This window comes from Bradyrhizobium sp. Arg237L, assembly GCF_029990105.1.
In the GTDB taxonomy this organism is placed as follows: domain Bacteria; phylum Pseudomonadota; class Alphaproteobacteria; order Rhizobiales; family Xanthobacteraceae; genus Bradyrhizobium.
The window spans coordinates 38,705-59,168 of sequence record NZ_JAQMIL010000034.1; the positions used below are offsets into that span (position 1 = coordinate 38,705).

At 64.3% G+C, this 20,464-nt stretch carries 17 protein-coding genes; 7 read left to right on the forward strand and 10 right to left on the reverse strand.

All coding sequences use genetic code 11. The annotated features are described in order from the left end of the window. Positions 1 to 50 precede the first annotated feature (50 nt). From OZ411_RS21405 to OZ411_RS21415, 3 genes are read right to left on the reverse strand one after another with little or no spacing between them, the layout of a single operon-like run. Positions 51 to 650, reverse strand: coding sequence for a GNAT family N-acetyltransferase (locus tag OZ411_RS21405; RefSeq protein ID WP_282529547.1), 600 nt, complete (start codon positions 648 to 650; stop codon positions 51 to 53). Further along, positions 647 to 1,729 (reverse strand): alpha/beta fold hydrolase, encoded by a 1,083-nt coding sequence (locus OZ411_RS21410; protein WP_282529583.1) that lies wholly within the window; start codon positions 1,727 to 1,729, stop codon positions 647 to 649. Before OZ411_RS21410 ends, OZ411_RS21405 begins: the two co-directional genes overlap by 4 nt. Before the next feature lie 11 nt (positions 1,730 to 1,740). Then, positions 1,741 to 2,124 (reverse strand): hypothetical protein, encoded by a 384-nt coding sequence (locus OZ411_RS21415; RefSeq protein ID WP_282529548.1) that lies wholly within the window; start codon positions 2,122 to 2,124, stop codon positions 1,741 to 1,743. A 176-nt stretch (positions 2,125 to 2,300) separates the two neighbouring features. Here OZ411_RS21415 and OZ411_RS21420 point away from each other — a divergent pair, with 176 nt between their 5' ends. Further along, the gene (locus OZ411_RS21420; RefSeq protein ID WP_282529549.1) at positions 2,301 to 3,221 is read left to right on the forward strand and encodes an alpha/beta hydrolase; all 921 of its coding nucleotides are present in this window, start codon (positions 2,301 to 2,303) and stop codon (positions 3,219 to 3,221) included. A gap of 119 nt (positions 3,222 to 3,340) precedes the next feature. Here the strand turns inward: OZ411_RS21420 and OZ411_RS21425 are convergent, their stop codons facing one another. From OZ411_RS21425 to OZ411_RS21450, 6 genes are all read right to left on the reverse strand, one after another. After that, positions 3,341 to 6,574, reverse strand: a complete 3,234-nt coding sequence (locus OZ411_RS21425) for a cytochrome P450 (protein WP_282529550.1) — start codon at positions 6,572 to 6,574, stop codon at positions 3,341 to 3,343. A gap of 168 nt (positions 6,575 to 6,742) precedes the next feature. Next, positions 6,743 to 7,735 carry an alpha/beta hydrolase gene (locus OZ411_RS21430; protein WP_282529551.1) on the reverse strand — a complete coding sequence of 331 codons (993 nt, stop codon included), beginning with the start codon at positions 7,733 to 7,735 and terminating at the stop codon, positions 6,743 to 6,745. Positions 7,736 to 7,746: 11 nt separating this feature from the next. Further along, entirely contained in the window at positions 7,747 to 9,294 is a 1,548-nt protein-coding gene (locus tag OZ411_RS21435) for a wax ester/triacylglycerol synthase family O-acyltransferase (protein WP_282529552.1), read from the reverse strand. A 74-nt stretch (positions 9,295 to 9,368) separates the two neighbouring features. After that, positions 9,369 to 10,169, reverse strand: coding sequence for an alpha/beta hydrolase (locus OZ411_RS21440; protein WP_282529553.1), 801 nt, complete (start codon positions 10,167 to 10,169; stop codon positions 9,369 to 9,371). Further along, positions 10,170 to 10,418 carry a DUF6489 family protein gene (locus OZ411_RS21445; protein WP_282529554.1) on the reverse strand — a complete coding sequence of 83 codons (249 nt, stop codon included), beginning with the start codon at positions 10,416 to 10,418 and terminating at the stop codon, positions 10,170 to 10,172. A 139-nt stretch (positions 10,419 to 10,557) separates the two neighbouring features. Next, complete coding sequence (locus OZ411_RS21450) at positions 10,558 to 11,811, reverse strand: FAD-dependent oxidoreductase (RefSeq protein WP_282529555.1); 1,254 nt, start codon at positions 11,809 to 11,811, stop codon at positions 10,558 to 10,560. Between the two features lie 199 nt (positions 11,812 to 12,010). On the opposite strand from OZ411_RS21450, the gene OZ411_RS21455 reads away from it, so the two are divergent. From OZ411_RS21455 to OZ411_RS21480, 6 genes are all read left to right on the forward strand, one after another. Next, positions 12,011 to 13,603: an ABC transporter substrate-binding protein gene (locus OZ411_RS21455; protein ID WP_282529556.1), complete on the forward strand. Its 1,593-nt coding sequence runs from the start codon at positions 12,011 to 12,013 to the stop codon at positions 13,601 to 13,603. 93 nt (positions 13,604 to 13,696) lie between these two features. Then, positions 13,697 to 14,677, forward strand: coding sequence for an ABC transporter permease (locus tag OZ411_RS21460; protein WP_282529557.1), 981 nt, complete (start codon positions 13,697 to 13,699; stop codon positions 14,675 to 14,677). 9 nt (positions 14,678 to 14,686) lie between these two features. After that, positions 14,687 to 15,646: an ABC transporter permease gene (locus OZ411_RS21465; protein WP_282529558.1), complete on the forward strand. Its 960-nt coding sequence runs from the start codon at positions 14,687 to 14,689 to the stop codon at positions 15,644 to 15,646. After that, positions 15,643 to 16,629, forward strand: coding sequence for an ABC transporter ATP-binding protein (locus tag OZ411_RS21470; protein ID WP_282529559.1), 987 nt, complete (start codon positions 15,643 to 15,645; stop codon positions 16,627 to 16,629). Before OZ411_RS21465 ends, OZ411_RS21470 begins: the two co-directional genes overlap by 4 nt. Then, entirely contained in the window at positions 16,626 to 17,621 is a 996-nt protein-coding gene (locus OZ411_RS21475) for an ABC transporter ATP-binding protein (protein ID WP_282529560.1), read from the forward strand. The genes OZ411_RS21470 and OZ411_RS21475 overlap by 4 nt, the downstream gene beginning before the upstream one ends. 97 nt (positions 17,622 to 17,718) lie before the next feature. After that, positions 17,719 to 19,524, forward strand: a complete 1,806-nt coding sequence (locus OZ411_RS21480) for a gamma-glutamyltransferase family protein (RefSeq protein ID WP_130578898.1) — start codon at positions 17,719 to 17,721, stop codon at positions 19,522 to 19,524. A 123-nt stretch (positions 19,525 to 19,647) separates the two neighbouring features. On the opposite strand, the gene OZ411_RS21485 is transcribed toward OZ411_RS21480, so the two are convergent. Beyond that, entirely contained in the window at positions 19,648 to 20,391 is a 744-nt protein-coding gene (locus OZ411_RS21485; RefSeq protein WP_282529561.1) for a hypothetical protein, read from the reverse strand. Between the last annotated feature and the right edge of the window lie 73 nt (positions 20,392 to 20,464).

Below are 20,464 nucleotides of genomic sequence, written 5' to 3' on the forward strand. Positions count from 1 at the left end.
GAACAGTGAAAATATCAGGCGATCTGCCCGTACGGCGGGCGGCAGGCTGGTCAAACCTGCGGCTCGACCGCCCCGGGCAGGCCGTAGGCCTCCATCTGTGCCCGAACCTGCGCCACATTGTGCCCGAGCACCACGATGTCGTGGGTCGCGCCGGCGGCATCCCGGACATGGTCGCGCAGCAGCGCCTCGGCCCGGAAGCCGAGGCCCTCGAACAGGGCAATCGCGCTCCGCTGGTCGACCGTCATCTGCACCGAGAGCTTCTCGAGGCCAGCGCTGAGCGCAATGGCAAAAGTCTCCTGCGACAGCGCCCGCCCCGCCCCCTGCCCGCGGACGTCTGGCGATACCACCATCCGGATCTCGCCGACATGGGGCGACCAGGAGTGGCGGTCGCGCACCAGCGTGCCGCAACCGACCACGACGCCATCCCGCAGCGCGAGCAAGCTCACGATGTCGCCGCGGTCGATCTCGTTGAGCCACGCCGATAGCACTTTCGGCTCGCTGATGTTGCGCGGCAGGAACAGCAAATCATGCGTCGGCAGCTTTTGCGCGAAAGCCAGCACCGCGGCTTCGTCGGCGCGCGACATCAGGCGGAATTCGATCTCGCCGGCCTCGGTCTTGACGCGCCGTGGATAGGAACGTGTCTCACTCATGTCGATCGCATCCCCAGCCAGGAATCCAGTTTCGGCCACAGCCGCTTGATCGCATTGGCGCCGGCAACGAGGCTGACATGGCCACCTTTGAGGGCCACCTCCTCCTTGTCGGTCGAGCCGACTTTCGCGATCAGGTGTCGCGCCGCCTCATAAGGCACGATGTGATCATGCTCGGCGACCGCGTGCAGGATCGGCACCTTGACGTTCGCAAGCTTCGCCGCGCGCCCGCCGACCGACATGGCGTCGTTATAGAGCTTGTTGTCCCACATCAGGTCCTTGGTGATGGTCCGGAAATAATCGCCGGCGAGCGGCAGCGTGTCGGTCGCCCACCGGTCGAACATCCGGTACGACTTCACGAACTCGTCGTTCCAGATGTTGTCCCAGAGCTGCACCTGGCTTGCCGCGCGCGAGGCCGGCCGCAGCATCTCGAACGACGACAGGATCAGTTCGGGCGGCATGTTGCCGACGCTGTCGATCAGGCGGTCGACGTCGAAATAGCGCCGGTCGGAGAAGTTCGAGAACAGCGTCATCTCGCGGAAGTCGATCGGTGTGGTGAAGCAGATCAAATTCTTCATCGGCCCGTCGTGGAAGATCGAGCCATAAAGCAGCGACAGCACGCCGCCGAAGCAATAACCGATGACGGAGACATCGGTCTCGCCGGAATCCTGCTGCACCCGGCGGACGCAGTCCGGAATGAAGTCGAGGACGTAGTCCTCCATCCTGAGATTCTTCTCTTCCGGCTTCGGCGCGGTCCAGTCGAGCATGTAGACGTCGTAGCCGCGCTTGAGCAGGAATTCGATGAAACTCTGGCCGGGCACCATGTCGAGGATATAGCCGCGATTGGTGGTGGCCATCACGATCAGGACCGGCACGCGGTAGATTTCGTCCGCCAGCGGTCGGTAGTGGTAGAGCTGCATGGTTCCGCGGCTGGCCAGCACGTCCTTTGGCGTGGAGCCGAGCGCAGGGCCGGAGGTCGACAGATATTCGACGCCCTTGATGCTGCGCTGGATCGCGCGCTGCACCTCAGACTGAATGCGCTCCGCGATCGACGCTGCATCGATCCCCAAGGACGCATCCATTGAAGGCGCGTTCATTTTTGCGCTTTCTCCGCAGGCGGACGTTTGGTACGCGGCGGCCACGGCTTGCTGGCTGTCGCGCTTTCCGCATTGCCTGCGCTGCGGTTCATCTGGCTCAGCATCGCCTTGATCTCGTTGAGCTGGCCCTCGATCGATTGCAGGCGCTCGGCCATGCCGACGAGCTGCGCCCGGCTCGGCAGGTTCATGCTCACGAGATACTTCTCCATGAACTCGACGAACTGCTTCTGCGCACCGGCCGCGACGCCGCCGGCCTGGTTCACCAGCCGGCTGAATTCCGGCGTTCCCATTGCCTTGTTGGCGAAGGAATTGAATCCCTTTTCCATCTCGCCGATCATCGTCTGCCAGATAACGGCGGGATCGTTGCCCTTGTCGGCCATTGGCGCTCTCCCAAATGGTTACGAGCGCTTGCCACGCCTCTCTTTGCTCTCCATACCACACCGTTGCAGGCAGCCGGTCAACCCAGGTTGACATTGGACGCCGCGCCAGAAAGCTTCTGCGCCGCGGCAAAGCGTGGCATAGAGTGGTTGCTCGAGAACCCAGCCGAGGACGCCCCGTGACCACCCTCGCCCACCGGCCGCCGCAGATGATCCGCGCCAATGGCATCGACATCTGCTACGAGATCTTTGGCGACGAGAGCGCCGAACCGATGCTGCTGATCATGGGGCTCGGCGCCCAGATGATCCATTGGGACGACGAATTCTGCGAACAGCTTGCCGCGCGCGGCTTTCGCGTGATCCGCTTCGACAACCGCGACATCGGCCAATCCGGCAAGCTCACCGGCGGCAAGCGGCTGACGGCGTTCGAAATGCTGAGACTGCGTCTGTTCGGGATCCCCGTCGCCGCACCCTACAGACTGATCGACATGGCCAAGGACACCGTCGGCCTGATGGATGGGCTCGGGCTGAAGTCAGCGCATCTGGTCGGCGCCTCCATGGGCGGCATGATCGCGCAGGAAGTCGCGATCTCCTTTCCGCAGGCGGTGCGCTCGCTCACCTCGATCATGTCGACGACAGGCAATCCGAAGATCCCGCCGCCGACTCGCGAGGCCGGCGCGGTACTGATGGCGCCGCCGCCAAGGACGAAGGACGAATTTGTCGAGCGCTTCGCCAAGACCTGGAAGATCCTGCGCGTCGGTTCCTTCCCGGAGGACGAGGCGCTCGATCGTTCGCGGGCGCTGCGCACCTATGAACGCGGCCTCAATCCCGCCGGCGTCGGCCGCCAGCTCCGCGCCATTCTCGCCTCCGGTAGCCGCAAGCAACGCCTGAGCGCGGTGAAAGCGCCGACGCTCGTCATCCACGGCACCGTCGATCCGCTGGTGCACCCGGCCGGCGGCAAGGACACCGCGGCGTCGATCCCGGGCGCTAAGCTCCTGATGATCGACGGCATGGGTCACGCATTGCCGATCCCGATGTGGCCGGAGATCATCGACGCCATCGACCAGCACGCACATGGGGCTGCGGCAAAGGCGGCGTGACGTCGAATTGTCGGTACCGACCAAGCTGCGTAGGGTGGGCAAACCGAAGCGTGCCCACCGTCCAGCATTCTACCCGCAATGGTGGGCACGCTTCGCTTTGCCCACCCTACAAGTCGCGGCTATCCGCCTGCCCAGACGTCGAGCACGTAGCGGTTCTTCGCGCCGAGGTCCTCGATCCAGCGCGGGGCCGCGTCGGCATTGTCACCGTTGTGCTCGCGATGGATCGACATCAAGGTCGCCTTGACGTCCGGCTCCATTTTGCTGCCGTCGCCGCAGACATAGATGATCGCGCCCTTCCCGATCAGGTCCCAGACGCGGTTCTTCTGCGCGGCAACCAGGTCCTGCACGTAGGTCTTGGAGCCGTTGAGGCGCGAGAACGCGGTGTGCAGCTCAGTGACGCCATCGGCCGCGAACGCCTTCAGCTCATCGGCATAGATGAAATCCTGATCGGGATGGCGGCAGCCGAAGAACAGCATTGCCGGCCCGAGATTGGCGCCTTGCGACTTCCGATGCGCGCGCTCCTGCAGGAAGCCGCGGAACGGCGCCAGGCCCGTGCCGGGGCCGATCATGATCAGCGGCACCGACGCATCGTCCGGCAACCGGAAGCCGGCCTTGGTCTCGCGCACGGTGGCATGAATGGTGTCGCCGACGCGGCGGCCGGAAAGATAGTTCGAGCAGATACCCTTGTAGATGCCGCGGCCCGAACTTGCCGGCGCCTCCACCACGCCGACAGTGACGCTGCAGCGCGCGGGATCGCCTGACGGCGAGGACGAGATCGAATAGTAACGCGGCGCCAGCAGCGACAGCATTTCGAGATAGATGTGGAACGGCAATTCGCAGGCCGGATGTTCCTCCAGGAGATCGAACACCGATTTGCACTTGCGCATCACCTCGCTGCGGTAACGTTCACCGGATGCGTCGTCATCGCCGACATAGGCGAGCAACTTTGGCTTCGTGACCGGGCAGCGCGTATGCTCGGCCATGATCTGGATCTGCTTGCGGGTTGCGACCTGCTGCAGTTCCACGAATTCGGTGAGCAATCGCCCGACCGAGATCGCATCGCCGACCGGCAACTGCGCGCGGCGGCCTTCCGCCACTTGCAGCCGGATCTGGTCCGCTGGCAGGAAGCCGAAGCGGCGCGCGACCTGGTCGACCAGCGTCGGATCGTTGCGCGGCACCACGCTCAAGTGATCGCCGACGCGGTAGGCGATGCCGGGCGGCAGTTGAACCTCGATGTGCCGCGTCGAACGCTCGGACGGGTTGGCGCCGGATTTGTTCTGCAGCTCGGCATTTTCCAGCACCTTCATCGCCACCGCGCCGCCTTGCGCCACGATGGTGTTGACCGAGGTCGGCGCCACCGGCTCGACTGCATAGAGCGGCTCGTCCTCTGGCGTGCGGGTGAAGTTCCAATCGATCCCGAATTCCCTGGTCGCGACCTGCGCGGCGGCCGGAAACCATTTCTGGAACTGACCGTCGAGATCGGCGCGCGCATCGCCCTCGCCGCGCGGATAGACGGCGCGCGCGCCGTGCGCGGTGAGCTGCTCGTCGATCAACCGCGGCACCGACTGGTACGTCGCCGCCCAATCGCTGTTGCCGCAGCCGAACACCGCGTAGCGCACGCCGGCAAACGCGTCCTTCGGCAGATCGCTGCCGAGCCATTTGACGAAATCCGTCGCGTTGTCCGGCGGCGCGCCGTTGTAGGAGGCGCAGATGATCAGGACGCCGCCTTCCTTCGGCAGCTTGCCAACATAGTCGTCGAGCGGACCGAGCCTGGTGTCGAAGCCATTGACCTCGGCGAGATCGGCCATCCGCGTCGCCAGTTCCTCGGCCGAGCCGAGATTGGAGCCGTAGAGCACCAGCATCGGCGTGTTGTGCCCAAGACGCGGTTTCGGCCGCGGCGTCCTTGGCGCGGCCGATGCCGCCGCATCAGCCCCAGCGAAGGCGCCGCGTTCCCTGTCCTCGCGCGTGCGCACCTTGATCTTGAAGCCCTCGGGCTTGATCGTCAGCGTTTCCTTCAGATGCATCTGGTAGCGATGAACGTCGATCAGCTTGAAGCGCTGCAGGATCATGCCGAGCGCGAGCGCCGCTTCATGCATCGCAAAGCCGCGGCCGATGCAGGCACGCTGGCCGTTGCCGAACGGCTTCCAGGCATTGATCGGGCGCTTGGCCTCGGCCTCGCGGCTGAAATTCTCGGGATCGAAGACGTCCGGCTTCGGTCCCCAGACGCTGGGATCGCGGTGCAGCGCCATCACGAGGACAGTGATGAAGGTATTCTTCTTCAGCTTGTACTTGCCGCCGATGGTCTCATCCTGCAGCGGTGCGATGCCATAAGCGGGAGCTGGCGGCCATAGCCGCAGCGACTCTTTCAGGATCTGCGTGATGTAGGTGAGCTGGGTGACCTGCTGATAGGTCGGCTTGGCGTTGATATCGGGGCCGAGCACGCGGTCGACCTCCTCATACGCCTTCTTCAACACCTCGGGGTGTTTCAACAGCGCATAGATCGTGCTCGACAGCAGGCCGCTCGTGGTCTCATGGCCCGCGATCAGGAATGTGTTGATCTGATAGCGGATGTTGACGTCGTCGAGCTGCTCGCCGGTGACGCGGTCGACGCCGGTCATCATCGCGGCCAGCATGTCCTTCTGGCCCTCGCCGGCATCGTCCTGGCTCCGCCTGCGCTCGGCGATGATCTCGTCGACCATCCTGTTCATGAAGGCGACGTCCTCAGTGAGCGTCTTGCGCCGCTTCTGCATCCACAGCCGTTCCAGCGGTAGGCCGCGGGTCATCATGATGGTCTCGAGCGAGCGCACCAGCGACTCCACGAAGGGATGGTAGTCGCGGCGATAGAACGAATTGAAGCGGTAGTCGAAGCCGCAGAGCCCGATGGTGTCGAGCGTCAGCGCCGTCATGTCGTGGACGACGTCGATCTCCTCGTCGGCGTTGAGGCGCTCCCATTTCTTCACGAGCTGCTCGGCGATATCGACCATGCTCGGATGGTAGGACTGCATGGCGCGGTTGCCGAACGGCTGCAGCAGGATGTTGTGCGCCTTGCCCCAGTTCGGCTCCCTGGTGTCGGCGGTGAACAGGCCGTCGCCGCCGACCGCGCGCACGCGCCGCAGCGAGCCGCGCACCGCCTTGTCGAAGCGTTTTTCGTCGGAGAGCTCGTCGACGAGGTCGTGGCCGGAGACGATCACGAGCGGGGCGCCCATCATGTCGAGCCAGTAGATCGGCCCGAGCTCCTTGGCGAGCCGCACCAGGTGCTGCACCGGCGCGGCCGAATCCAGCGACAGCATGTTGCCGACCACGGGCATGGTCGGCGGATGCGGGATCGGACTCAGTCGGTTGCCGGATGCCATGTGGGGAATGTCTCCTGATCTCGCCTCGATCTCATCCCGTCATTCCGGGATGCGCGGAGCGCAGGCCCGGAATCCATCGGGCCGCATGCGCAGGCGGAGAAATGGATTCCGGGCTCGATGCTGGCGCATCGCCCCGGAATGACGATCGGAGTTGCTTGATGCGCGCGTTCACCCAAATCGCCTTCTACGCCATTCGATCAACTTGGCGCTGACTTCTTCCGGCTTCTCCTGCTGCGTCCAATGGCCGCTGTCCCTGACCAGGTATTTCTCTAGGTCCGGGATGAGCTTGTCCATGCCGTCGGCCGAGGACGGCGGCAGCACGGCGTCGTTCTCGGCCATGATCATCAGCGACGGCACCCGCACGGTGTGATCGAGCCCTTCGGAGCGTTGCCAGTTGCGCGACATGTTGCGGTACCAGTTGATGCCGCCGGTGAAGCCGGTCTTGGTGAAGGCATCGACGAACACCTGTTTCTCTTCCGGCGACAGGATCGGCGTGCGTGGATCGTGCGCGGCATCGTAATTCGCGATCATCTGCGGGAAGGCCAGGTTGAGCCGCGGCGAGGCGCCGACGCCGGCCACGACCTCTTCGGCAGGAGCATCGGGCCGCCGCGCCGGCTTGCGCATGAATGCATCAAAGGTCTGCTCGACCCGGCTGCCGAAGATCTTGTCCGGCTCGTGCGCGGGATCCTGGAACTGGACGATATACATGTGCTCGCCGAACCGCTTGCGCAAAAGCTCGATCGGATCGGCCCAGGCACGGTTGGTATGCGGGGTATTGATGCCGACCACACCGGCGACACGGTCGGGATACCGAAGCGGCATCTGCCAGACGACGAAGCCGCCCCAGTCGTGACCGACGAAGATGGCCTTGTCGATCTGGAGATGATCGAGCAGGCCGACGAGATCGGCGGTCAGTTGCTCGATATCATAGGCCTCGACCGGCTCCGGCCGGTCGGTTACGCCATAGCCGCGCTGATCCGGCGCGATCGCGCGGATGCCGGCTTCGCTCAGCGCCTTGATCTGGTGGCGCCAGGAGAAGGCGAGCTCCGGCCAGCCGTGGCAGAGCACCATCGGCGGCTTGTCGGTCTTGGGTCCGGCTTCATAGAAGCCCATGCGGATGCTGTTGGTCTGGGCGAATTGCAGCGGGGGCATTTCCATCATCGAGACAATCCTTATTCAGCGGCGCTCTTGGTCTCGGCTGGCGGCGGCACGAACGCCGCCTCCAGCGCCTCGAATTCGGGTGGCAGCATGTCGCACAAAACCTGCACATGCGGAATGATGTTGGCACCGGCGACGAAACCGAAATCGAGCTGGTCGCGATAGCTCTGCACGGTGATGTTGAGTGCAAGGCCGTGGGTCGCGATCGACACCGGGAAAATATGCAGCAGTTCCGCGCCGGCGGCGTAGAGCGTCTGTCTTGGCCCCGGCACATTGGAGACGGTGATGTTCGCCGCCGGCGGCAGCACGTTCGATAGGTCCGAGCGGCTGTAGAGCAGCGCCAGGATCTGCACCAGGATCGGCGCGCCCAGCATCGAGACATTGGAGACCTGCGGCATGAAGGCCCGCAGCGGATGCGACATCTCCTTCGCCTTGGTGGATTGCGCGATGATCGCCTCCAGCCGCGCCTTGGGATCCTCGATGTTGGTCGCGATCGAGCAGATCATGCCGAACACCTGGTTGTTCGACTCGGTATTGCCCTCCTCGCGCAGTGAGATCGGCACCGCCGCCGTCAGCGACTTGTTCGGCAGTGCGCCCTGGCTGATCAAATGGCGGCGCACCACGCCGGAGGCGAGCGCCAGCACCACGTCGTTGAGCTTGCCGCCCGCCGCCTTTGCCACCGCCTTGGCGCGCGACAGCGAGACCGACGTGCCGGCGAAGCTGCGCTCCGAGGAGATCGCCTTGTTCAGGATGGTCGGCGGCGACACCATGCTGGCGAGGCTTTCGCGCGATTTCGGATCCGAGACCTTTGTCATGACCTCCGACACGCTTTTCAGCATCGCCGGCACGCTGCTGGCGAATTTGATCGCGTTCTCGATCTGGAACATGGCGTTGTCGAACAGGATCGAGCCGAGATCGCTCTTGCCCGAGCGCGGCAGCTCGATCGTCCTTGGCGGCGCCGCGGCATCGAATGGCTGGGTCCAGAGCTGCTGATAAGAATCGATCAGGTTGGCTGCGATGTCGCGTGGTTCTTGCGCGACCTTCCGCGCGGTCGGCGGGTCGACCTTCCTCGGGATCGGCGAGATGTCGTAGATCATGCTGGTGAGCGCAGCACCCGCGCCGCCATCGATGCAGGCATGATGCATCTTGGAATAGAGACCGATCTCGTTGTTCTGCATGCCCTCGAAGACATAGAACTCCCACAAGGGCCGGGCGCGATTGAGCAGCTTCGCGTGGATCCAGCCGACGAGGCGCTCCAGCGTGGCGCGGTCATGCGGCGCCGGCAGGCTGCCGCGGAAGATGTGGCGGTCGATGTCGAACTGATCGTCCTCCACCCAGGAAGGGTGGTCGATGTCGAGCGGCGCCTTCTCCAGGCGCGACTTCAGGATCGGCGCGATGTGCAATCGCGAGGCGATCATCGCCTTGAAGTCTTCGAAAAAGTCGCCCTTGTAGTCGTCGGGCAATCGGAAGATCGCCATGCTCCCGACATGCATCGGCATTTCCGGCGTTTCCAGATAGAGAAACGACGCGTCCAGCGACGACAGTTTCTTGGCGTCGGCCATGGCTCCCTCCCGGTGATTGTCGTGCGGCGCCTTGATGGCGCTCTCATTCGGACGGCCGCTTGCTGCGGCGTCGATCAGGATTGTGCCTGTTCCGAGGGTGGATAGGCAATGGCAAAGGGGCCGGACCGATCAAAATGCCTGAACTCGCCCTCCGCCTGCGCCAGGCGGTCGGCGACCGCCCAGAGCGCCGCGGGATTAACGCCGAGCCCGATATGGCTTGCGAGCAGCACCTCGATATTTTCGGCCGTTGCCGACGGGCGCTGCACGCTGGTTCGCCAGTTCACGATGCCGTCGGCGCGCGAGTAGATCGAGGTGGTCGGCACCGGCATGTCGCCGGCGATCGCCTGCCGGACCTCGGGAATGTCATCCACGCCCTCGCCTGTCAGCGCCTCGTAGAGCCGCGTCGCGTTGGTGGCGCGGATATCGCCGGCAAAGGGGCTGGCGAGCGTGATGACGGAGCGCACCAGCTCCGGCGCGTTCAGCGCCAAGTCACGCGCATAGACGCCGCCAAGGCTCCAGCCGACGATGCTCACCTTGCGCCCGGTGGAGTCGCTGATCCGCTGCAACAGATCGCGCAGCGACGCGCGCATCCGCCTGAGGCCGCCGACATTGCGGCCCAGGCTCCAGGCATAGGTGTCATAGCCGAGCGCCTTCAGGTACCGCCGCATCGGCGCCATCGACAGGTCGCTCGCCAGGAAACCCGGCAGCGTCAGCACCGGATGGCCGTCCCCTTTCGGCGCGCGCATCAAGAGCGGCAGCAGCAGGAGGCTCGAATTGAACTCGAACAGGCCCCTGCCCTCGGCCAGCATCAGACAGATGTTCGGTGGACGCAGCCGGCGTTCGCTCTCCTCACGGCTGCCATCCACGGCCGTCATCTATTTCCTGTCCTTCTTCGAGGTGCTGCCGAGGCCGGCCATCGCCACGAACATGTCTTGGAAACGCTCGGCCAGTTTGGGATCGAGCCAGCTCTGCATCAAAGCTTCCGGCGAGACTTTCTCGATGTTCGAGGTCATCTGCTGCTGCAGCTTTTCCATGACCGCCATCTGCATCGGCGCGACATCCGGCAGGCCGAAGAACTGCCGGGCTTCGAGCGGCGTGCAATCTATTTCGACGTTGACCTTCATGACCGCTCCTCAATGCAGTTGACGCATGACCCGGGAATCGATTCTTCGAACGGATCATGCCGTGGTGCAGTATCGCCGCGAGAGGGCTTGTCACGCAAGCGGGACGATGGTGGCAGGCGGCAGGCGTCGCCTGCCAGGGTCAACCAAAGCGCTCCACCGCAAACGGCTTCGCATCCGCAAACGGCGTCTCGCCGGTCATCATCTCCGCAAGCAGCCGGCCGCTCACGGGCCCGAGCGTCAGCCCGTGGTGCTGATGGCCGAAATCGAACCAGAGCCCGGGGTGGCGCGGCGCCTTGCCGATCACCGGCAGCATGTCGGGCAGGCAGGGCCGCGCGCCCTTCCAGGGCTTGGCCTCGACGGGATCGCCGAGCGGAAACAGGTTGCGCGCCCGCGGCACCGCCCGCTCGACCTGGACCGGGGACGCCGGCGCGTCACGATGGGCGAACTCGACGCCGGTGGTCAGCCGGATGCCGCGGTTCATCGGCGCCAGACAATAACCGAGATCGGAATCGAGCACAGGATGATTGAGCACGGCATTGCCGCCCGGCTTCAGGTGCAAATGATAGCCGCGCTTGACCTGAAGCGGGATCGAATAGCCGAGCAAGCCGAATACCTGGTCGGACCACGGGCCCATCGCGACCACCACCTCGGGGGCAGTCACACTGCCCTCGCTGATTGCCACGCGCCATCGTCCGCCGGATTGTTCGAGCGTGCGGGCGTCGCCGACAAAGAAGCGGCCGCCCCTGCGGCCGAACAGCGCGGCATAGGCCTTTGCCAACCCGCCGGGATCGGCGACCGAGCCCGGCGCCGGCGAATATACTGCGCCAGCGAAGTCACCCGACAGGTTCGGCTCGCGCGCGGCGATGCCCTTGGCATCGAGGACTTCGTTGGTGACGCCATATTGCTTCGCACGCTCAGTATCGCGCACGGCCTTGGCGAAGGTCGCCTTGCTGCGATAGAGTTTGATCCAGCCGGTCTTGCGCAGCAATTCCGGGACGCCGGCTTCTGCAATCAACGCCTCGTGCTCGATCAGGCTCTGCCGGATCAGCGGCATCTCGGCGAGCGCGCTGTGCAACGCACCCTCAGCCGAGGAGGCAAAATAATAGCGCGCGAGCCATGGCAGGAAGATCGGCAGGTCGGCGACGCGGTAGCGCACCTGCGGCGCGCGGTTCAGCGCATAGCGGAGGAGCTCGCCGAAATCCCGCGGGAACATGTAAGGAAAAACCGAGGCGCATTCGATGATGCCGGTGTTGCCGTAACTCGTCTCCTCGCCAGCGGCATCGTGCCGGTCGACGAGGACGACATCGCGGCCTCGTTTTTGCAGATGCAAGGCGGCACCGACACCGACCATGCCAGCCCCCAGGACAATGACGTCGGCCCTTAGTTCCGCCATCCTTACTCCGAAAGTTCAATGTCACGCGCACGCCCAACCGCCAGCGATGGTCAAGCTAATCATTGCGGCACGGCTGCGCAAACTCATCTCATCTTCTACGGGAAATCGCGCTTGCGCACCCGGTAAACTTTGGCAACATTGGCATGCAATATCCTACCAACAGCGCGCATCGCGGGACCAAGACGGGGAACAGGTTCAAATGTCGGTACGTCATCATCTGCTCGCGGCAATAAGTCTTGCCATCGTCGCGACGACGACACCTGTTTCGGCCCAGACGCTGCGCTACGCCAATCAGGGCGATCTCAAATCGCTGGATCCGCATACGCTGAACGAGACGACCACCCACGCCCATCTCGGCCAGGTCTATGAAGGCCTCACCGCGCGCGACAAGGATCTGAAGATCATCCCGGCGCTCGCCGAAAGCTGGGAGACGCCGGAGCCTACCCGTTGGCGCTTTCATCTGCGCAAGAACGTGAAATTCCAGAACGGCGATCCCTTCACCGCCGACGACGTGGTGTTTTCTGCCGACCGCGTCCGCGCCAAGGGCTCCAATCTGCAGACCCGCATTCCCGCCGACGCCAAGGTCGTCAAGGTCGACGACTACACCGTCGATTTCATCCTGACCTCGCCCAATCCCATCCTGAATTCGCAATGGGATACCTGGTACATCATGGACAAGAAGTGGGCCGAGGCGAACAGCGCCACACAGCCCACGCCGGCATCAGCCACAACGCCGAGCTTTGCCTCGCTCAACGCCAACGGCACCGGGCCTTTCATGATCGAAAGCCATCAGCCCGGCGTGAAGACGGTGTTCAAGGTCAATCCGAACTGGTGGCAGAAGCCCGAACACAATTTGAAGGAAATTGTCTTCACCCCGATCGCCTCCGATGCGACCCGCGTCGCCGCGCTGCTCTCGGGCGAGGTCGACATCATCGAGCCGGTTCCGATCCAGGACATCTCGCGCGTCGATTCCAGTCCGAACGCGCAGGTGCTGAAGGGTCCGGAGATCCGCACCATCTTCCTCGGCATGGACCAGAGCCGTGATGAATTGCTCTACTCCAACATCAAGGGCAAGAACCCGTTCAAGGACATCCGCGTCCGCGAGGCCTTCTACAAGGCGATCGATATCGAACTGATCAAGAACCGCGTGATGCGCGGGCTGTCGACGCCGTCGGCGCTGATGGTCGCGCCGCAACTGTTCGCGCTGTCGAAGGATTTCACCCGTCCGAAATTCGATCCCGACGGCGCCAAGAAGCTCCTGACGGAAGCCGGCTATCCCGACGGCTTCGAAGTCACCATGGATTGCCCGAACGACCGCTATGTCAACGACGCCGCGATCTGCCAGGCCGTGGTCGGCATGCTTGCCCGCATCGGCGTGAAGGTGAACCTGCTGGCGCAACCGAAAGCGCAGTATTTTGCAAAAATTCTGAAGCCCGGCGGCTACCAGACCTCGTTCTACATGCTGGGATGGACGCCCGGCACGCTCGACTCGCACAATGTGATGTATGACATCATGGGCTGCCGCGACGATCCGAAATCGGCGCGCGGGGAGACCAATCTCGGCGGCTACTGCAACAAGGAATTCGATGGCATCGCCGACAAGGTGCTGCAGGAGACCGACGCCGCCAAGCGCGACCAGTTGATCAAGGCCGGCTTCGAGATCGCGATGAAGGACTGGGCCTACATCCCGCTGCATCAGCAGGCGCTGGCCTGGGGTGTCTCGAAAAAATTGAAAGTGGTGCAGCGCCCGGACAACCAGGTGCTGCCCTACTGGATGGTCAAATCGGAATAAAGCTTCGTCACTCCAAGGTCCCGGCAGCCCCGCGCTTCCGGGACCTTTTGCTTAGTGGCTGGAAATCGCCAACGCTTCGGGTGAAAGAAAGAGATGCTCGCTTTCACGCTTCGCCGCGCCGTTCAAGCCATCGGGGTAATGATCGCCGTCGGGATCATCGCCTTCGCGATGTTCCGTTTCGCCGGCGACCCCGTCAGCCAGATTGTCTCGATCGACACGCCGGCGGCCGAGCGCGAGGCGGTGCGCAAATCGCTCGGGCTCGATGATCCCGTGCTGATCCAGTTCGCGCGCTATTTCGTCAACGCCGCGCAGTTCAAGTTCGGCGTCTCCTATCAGTTCCGGCAGCCGGTCTCGACGCTGCTCGCCGAGCGGCTGCCGGCGACGCTGGAGCTTGCGATCTGCGCCACGATCTTCGCGATGGTGTTCGGCATCCTTATGGGCGTCTATGCCGCGCTCAGGCGCGACACCCTGCTTGCCAAACTATGCCAGGCGGTCTCGCTGATCGGCATCTCGCTGCCGACCTTCCTGATCGGCATCCTCTTGATCTACCTGTTCGCAGTGACGCTGGGCTGGCTGCCTTCATTCGGCCGCGGCGAAGTGGTGCGGATCGGCTGGTGGACGACCGGCCTGCTCACGGTGTCCGGCCTCAAGGCGCTGATCATGCCCTCGATCACGCTCGGCCTGTTCCAGATGACGCTGATCATGCGGCTGGTGCGCGCGGAGATGCTGGAAGTGCTGCGCACCGACTATATCCGCTTCGCCCGCGCGCGTGGACTGACCACGCGCGCGATCCATTTCGGCCACGCGCTGAAGAACACGCTGGTTCCCGTCATCACCGTAGCCGGCCTGCAGTTTGGCTCGGTTATTGCATTCTCGATCATCACCGAATCCGTGTTCCAGTGGCCGGGCATGGGATTGATGTTCGTGCAGGCGGTGCAAAACGTCGATATCCCGATCATGGCGGCGTATCTTCTGATGGTCTCGCTGATCTTCGTCACCATCAACCTGGTGGTCGACATTCTCTACACCATCGTCGACCCGCGCCTGCGCGCCACCGTTAGCCGACCGGCCTGAGGCAGAAGAATGTCCGACGGCGTTGTTCAGCAACACACCAAAACCGCGCATTCCGGCGTAGGCTGGTTCCGACGCGCCGTCGACAGCGACCTGTTCTATTCCTTCCGCCGCTCGAAGCTGACGATGCTGGCGGCCGCGGTCACCGTGCTGTTCTTCCTGCTCGCGATCCTTGCTTCCGTGCTCGCCGTGCAGAACCCGTTCGACCCGGCGCAGCTCCAATTGATGAACTCACGCATCTCGCCGCTCTGGACCGCCGACGGCCAGAGCCCGTTCTTGCTCGGCACCGACGAACAGGGCCGCGATGTGTTCTCCGCCATTCTCTATGGCTTGAGGATTTCGCTTATCGTCGGCGTGCTCGGCGTCGTCTTCGCCGGCGCAATCGGGATCACGCTCGGGCTGATCGCGGGTTATCTCGGCGGCGCCGTCGACGCCGTGATCATGCGGATCGCCGACGTGCAGCTCACCTTCCCGGCGATCCTGATCGCGCTGATCGTCAACGGCGTCGCCAAATCCGTGTTCGGCAACCGGCTCGATCCGACGAGCATGCTCGCCGTGCTCGTCGTCGCGATCGGCCTAAGCTTCTGGGTGCAATATGCCCGCACCGTGCGCGGCTCGGTCATGGTGGAGAAGAACAAGGATTATGTCGCCGCCGCGCAACTGATCGGCCTGCCCGCGCCCAAGATCATGCTGCGCCACGTGCTGCCCAACACGATGGGCCCGATCCTCGTCATCGCCACCATCAACCTGGCGCTCGCGATCATCACCGAGGCGACGCTGTCATTCTTGGGCTCAGGCATGCCCGACACCATGCCCTCGCTTGGAACGTTGATCCGGATCGGTAACAACTATCTCTTCGCCGGCGAATGGTGGATCGTCGCCTTCCCCGGCATTGCGCTGGCCGGCTTGATCCTCTCGATCAACCTGCTCGGCGACTGGCTGCGCGACGCGCTCAATCCGAAGCTCCGATGACCGTGCCTGTCCTCTCCGTGCGTGACCTGAAGGTGGAGTTCGTCACCCGCCGCGCGACGTTGCGCGCGATCGACGGCGTCTCCTTCGACATCGCCAAGGGCGAGGTGCTGGGCGTGGTCGGCGAATCCGGCGCCGGCAAGTCGGTCACGGGCCTTGCCGTCATCGGCCTGATCGATCCGCCCGGCCGCATCTCCGGCGGCGAGATACATCTCTCGGGCATGCGCATCGATCACTTGCCACCGGAGGAGATCCGGCGCGTGCGGGGCAAGCGCATCGGCATGATCTTCCAGGATCCGCTGACGAGCCTCAACCCGCTCTACCGGATCGGTGACCAGATCGTCGAGACCATCCGCACCCACACCAACCTCTCCGAAACCGCCGCGCGCAAGCGCGCCGTCGACCTGCTCGCCGAGGTCGGCATCCCCGCGCCGGAAAAACGTGTCGACGGCTATCCGCATGAATTTTCCGGCGGCATGCGCCAGCGCGTCGTGATCGCGCTCGCGATCTGCGCCGAGCCGGAACTGATCATCGCGGATGAGCCGACGACCGCGCTCGACGTTTCCGTGCAGGCGCAGATCATCGCACTGATCAAGCGGCTCGGCCGCGACCATGGCACGGCCGTGATGCTGGTGACCCACGACATGGGTGTGATCGCCGAGACCTGCGATCGCGTCGCGGTGATGTATTCCGGCCGCATCGCCGAGATCGGCCCGGTGCAGGACGTCGTGCGCAACCCGCTGCATCCCTATGCCAAGGGCCTGATGGGCGCGATCCCGACGCTTGCCGGCGAGGACAAGCGGCTGGTGCAGATTCCCGGCTCCATGCCGCGATTGTCGGCGATTCCGCCGGGCTGCCCGTTCAACCCGCGCTGCGCTTTTGCCTTCGACCGCTGCCGGGTCGAGCGTCCCGAACCAACCCGCCAAGGCGCGCAGGCCGTCGCCTGCCATCTCTACGACCACGCCGCGAAGGAGAGTGCGGCATGACATCGTTCATCGAGGTCAACAATCTCCGGCGCGTGTTCGACGTGTCAAAGCCGTGGCTCAACCGCGTGCTCGAAGGCGGCCATCTCGAATTCCTCAGGGCGGTCGACGGCGTCACCTTCGATATCCGCAAAGGCGAGACCTTTGCGCTGGTCGGCGAATCCGGCTCCGGCAAGACCACGGTGGCGCGGATGGTGGTCGGGCTGTTGCCACCGAGCTCGGGCGAGGTCGTGATCGACGGCGTCTCGATGACCGATCCGAGGCAGGCGCAGGCGCGCCAGCGCTTGCGCCGGCGCATCCAGATGATCTTCCAGGATCCCTATGCGAGCCTCAATCCGCGCTTCCGGGTCGATGCCATCGTCTCGGAGCCGATCCGCGCCTTCGACCTGATCCAGGGTGAACGCGACATCCGCGCCCGCGTCGGCGAGTTGCTGTCGCTGGTCGGGCTGCATGCCGATGACGGCCTGAAATACCCGCACGAATTCTCCGGCGGCCAGCGCCAGCGCATTGCGATCGCCCGCGCGCTCGCCTCGGAAGCCGAGTTCATCGTCTGCGACGAGCCGACCTCGGCACTCGACGTCTCCGTGCAGGCGCAGATCCTCAACCTGATGCGCGACCTGCAGGACAAGTTCGGCCTCACCTACCTCTTCATCAGCCACAATCTTGCCGTCGTGCGCCACATGGCGAGCCGGATCGGCGTGATGTATCTCGGCCGCATCGTGGAGGTCGCGGAGGGCCGCGCGCTGTTCAATCATCCGCGCATGCCCTACACCAAGATGCTGCTTGGCGCGGTCCCTGATCTCGGCATGAGCGGCCGCCAGCGCATTCCCGTCAAAGGCGAAATCCCGAACCCGATCAATCCGCCGCCGGGATGCGCCTTCAACCCGCGCTGCCCGCTCGCGTTCGATTTATGCCGCCAAAAGGCGCCGGAGCTGATCGACGGCGTCGCCTGCCATGCCGTCAACTCCCCGGCCGAGGCTGCCGCGCCCGCGTGATCACATGGATGCGAGGTAGCCATGCCGGCCGCGCCGTTGGCAGCAGCGTCCGCCTGTGATCAAGTGCGCCCGCACAAAAAACAACTGGTGGCGAGCCATGGGCAACATCAATCCCGATCCGTTCACGACGCGTCCCGAGATCGAAGGCACGTTCGGCGTCGTCACCTCGACGCATTGGATCGCGACCGCGGTCGGTATGGCCACGCTGGAAAAAGGCGGCAACGCCTTCGACGCCGGCGTCGCCACCGCCTTCACGCTGCAGGTGGTCGAGCCGCACCTGAACGGTCCAGGCGGCGACGTACCGGTCATCGTCCATGACGTGAAGCGCGGTAAGACCGAGGTGATTTGCGGCCAGGGTCCCGCGCCGGCGAAGGCGACGATCGCGCATTATCGCAGCGAAGGGCTGGAGATGGTGCCCGGCACCGGCCTGCTCGCCGCCTGTGTGCCCGGCACGTTCGAGTCCTGGATGCTCCTGCTGCGCGATTACGGCACGCTCAAGCTACGCGACGTGCTCGAGCCCGCGATCGCCTATGCCGGCGAAGGCTTTCCGCTGGTCGAACGCGCCTCCGCCACCATCAAGATCGTGGAGCAATTGTTCCGGAAATACTGGACGACCTCGGCCGAGGTCTATCTGCCCAACAACGAGGTGCCCAAGCCCGGCACGATCTTCACTAACAAGCGCCTTTCGGAAACTTACGCCCGCATCCTGAAAGAAGCGGAAAGCGCCGGCAGCGACCGCGTCGCACAGATCGAGCGCGCGCGCCAGGCGTGGTCGAAGGGCTTTGTCGCCGAGGCGATCGACAAATTCTGCCGCACCCAGGAAGTGATGGACGTCTCCGGCTCGCCGCATCGCGGCGTGCTCTCGGCCGACGACATGGCACGCTGGCAGCCCACGATCGAAGCGCCCCTGACCTACGATTACGCCCGCTACACCGTGTGCAAGGCCGGCGTCTGGAGCCAGGGCCCGGTGATGCTGCAGCAACTCGCTTTGCTGAAGGGTTTTGACCTCGACGGCCTCGATCCCACCAGCGCCGATTTCATCCATCTGCAGATCGAATGCGCCAAGCTCGCTTACGCCGACCGCGAGACATTCTACGGCGATCCGAACTTCACGGATATCCCGATCGAAACGCTGCTGTCGGATGCCTATAATGACGAGCGCCGCAAGCTGATCTCGAAGGACAAGGCTTCGCTCGACTTCATTCCCGGTTCGGTCGAAGGCTTTGGCGCGGTGGTGAAGCTGCGCCGCGCCGAGGGCCATCGCGAGGCGGTCGGCGCGATGGGCGCGGGCGAGCCGACGGTCGGCCGCTTCGGCGAGGTGCGCGGCGACACCGTGCATTTCGACATCATCGACAAGGCCGGCAACATGATCTCGGCGACGCCCTCCGGCGGCTGGCTGCAATCCTCGCCTGTTATCCCCGAGCTCGGCTTCTGCCTCGGCAGCCGCGCGCAGATGTTCTGGCTCGAGGAGAATCACCCCGCCGCGCTTGCGCCGGGCAAGCGCCCACGCACCACGCTCTCGCCCACCATGGCGCTGCGCGACGGCGAGCCCTATCTGGCCTGGGGCTCGCCGGGCGGCGACCAGCAGGACCAATGGATCACGCAGTTCTTCCTCCGCCACGTCCATGCCAAGCTGAACCTGCAGGAGGCGATCGACGCGCCGGCCTGGCATTCCGAGCATTTCCCGATCTCGTTCTGGCCGCGCACCGCGCGCCCCGGCGTGCTCGTGGTCGAAGGTCGTGTGCCCAAGGCGAGCATCGACGAGTTGCAGCGTCGCGGCCACATCGTTGAGGTCGGGCCCGACTGGTCGGAGGGACGGCTGACCGCGGCTTCTCGCGTGGGGCGCAAGCGCCGCGCCGCCGCCAATCCGCGAGGCATGCAGGGCTACGCCGCTGGAAGGTAAGGGGCGCTCACGCCTCACTGCGCGTCATTGCGAGGAGCAAAGCGACGAAGCAATCCATGCCTCCACGAGCGGCGAGATAGATTGCTTCGCTCCGCTCGCAATGACGGGGAGAGAGACGCGCTTTTAGATTACCAGCTCCCGCAGCACGCGGCGGCAATCCATCTCGTATTCGAGATCGACCACTGGCGGCCGGGCAAAATGCCAGGTTAGGCCGGAGCGGGTGGCGCCGCGGCGCACCAGCTCGTCGGCGAGATGCGGATGGAAATCGTGCACGGTGTAGACCTGCACGCCGGTGGTGTCCTGCCAGGTGAAGCCGAATTCGGCGAACCGCCGCTCCATCTCGCCCACGGTGAAGCGCACCTTCTCCTTCCAGGCTTCCGGGCTCATGTCGCGATAACGCACGATGCGCTCGGGATAGCTGCCGGCACCGCCGCGCGCCTCGGCGCCACCGGCGATCACGAAGGACGGCGAGGTCCCCGTGCTCGGGCGTGTGAACGAGAATGCGTAGAATGAGGGCTCGGCGGGAGGATCGATTTCGGGGCAGACGTTGCTACGCGCCACCGGATTGGTGGTGCCATCGAACAGCCCCCACTCCGCGAGCGTCTTCACATAGTGCTCGTTGAAGGCGCGAAAGCCCTGCTCCGAGACCGCCGCCGGCGAACGCAACTCGCAGGCGCAGAACGAAGTCAACGGCCGTCCCGCTGCCTGGATATGGCTTGCGATCCGCGCAAAACCTTCGGCCAGCGGCACCAGCCTGTCAAAGCGCACGCGCTCGACTTCAAAGCCCGGATTGGCGGCCGCGCCGCTCGAATACTGGAACACGGCTGGAATGAAACGATAGTTGCCGGGCGCGAAATCGCCGACCATGTTTGTTCCCCCGAATCTTGTCATTGTAGTTGCATTTACTGTAGCCCGGATGGAGCGAAGCGAAATCCGGGGA

Coding starts and splice junctions, on each gene's coding strand:
- OZ411_RS21480 (WP_130578898.1), top strand. CDS start 17,719: ATGGGCAACATCAATCCCGATCCGTTCACGACGCGTCCCGAGATCGAA.
- OZ411_RS21455 (WP_282529556.1), top strand. CDS start 12,011: ATGTCGGTACGTCATCATCTGCTCGCGGCAATAAGTCTTGCCATCGTC.
- OZ411_RS21475 (WP_282529560.1), top strand. CDS start 16,626: ATGACATCGTTCATCGAGGTCAACAATCTCCGGCGCGTGTTCGACGTG.
- OZ411_RS21450 (WP_282529555.1), bottom strand. CDS start 11,811: ATGGCGGAACTAAGGGCCGACGTCATTGTCCTGGGGGCTGGCATGGTC.
- OZ411_RS21405 (WP_282529547.1), bottom strand. CDS start 650: ATGAGTGAGACACGTTCCTATCCACGGCGCGTCAAGACCGAGGCCGGC.
- OZ411_RS21415 (WP_282529548.1), bottom strand. CDS start 2,124: ATGGCCGACAAGGGCAACGATCCCGCCGTTATCTGGCAGACGATGATC.
- OZ411_RS21460 (WP_282529557.1), top strand. CDS start 13,697: ATGCTCGCTTTCACGCTTCGCCGCGCCGTTCAAGCCATCGGGGTAATG.
- OZ411_RS21465 (WP_282529558.1), top strand. CDS start 14,687: ATGTCCGACGGCGTTGTTCAGCAACACACCAAAACCGCGCATTCCGGC.
- OZ411_RS21445 (WP_282529554.1), bottom strand. CDS start 10,418: ATGAAGGTCAACGTCGAAATAGATTGCACGCCGCTCGAAGCCCGGCAG.
- OZ411_RS21435 (WP_282529552.1), bottom strand. CDS start 9,294: ATGGCCGACGCCAAGAAACTGTCGTCGCTGGACGCGTCGTTTCTCTAT.
- OZ411_RS21485 (WP_282529561.1), bottom strand. CDS start 20,391: ATGGTCGGCGATTTCGCGCCCGGCAACTATCGTTTCATTCCAGCCGTG.
- OZ411_RS21410 (WP_282529583.1), bottom strand. CDS start 1,729: ATGGATGCGTCCTTGGGGATCGATGCAGCGTCGATCGCGGAGCGCATT.
- OZ411_RS21440 (WP_282529553.1), bottom strand. CDS start 10,169: ATGACGGCCGTGGATGGCAGCCGTGAGGAGAGCGAACGCCGGCTGCGT.
- OZ411_RS21470 (WP_282529559.1), top strand. CDS start 15,643: ATGACCGTGCCTGTCCTCTCCGTGCGTGACCTGAAGGTGGAGTTCGTC.
- OZ411_RS21425 (WP_282529550.1), bottom strand. CDS start 6,574: ATGGCATCCGGCAACCGACTGAGTCCGATCCCGCATCCGCCGACCATG.
- OZ411_RS21430 (WP_282529551.1), bottom strand. CDS start 7,735: ATGATGGAAATGCCCCCGCTGCAATTCGCCCAGACCAACAGCATCCGC.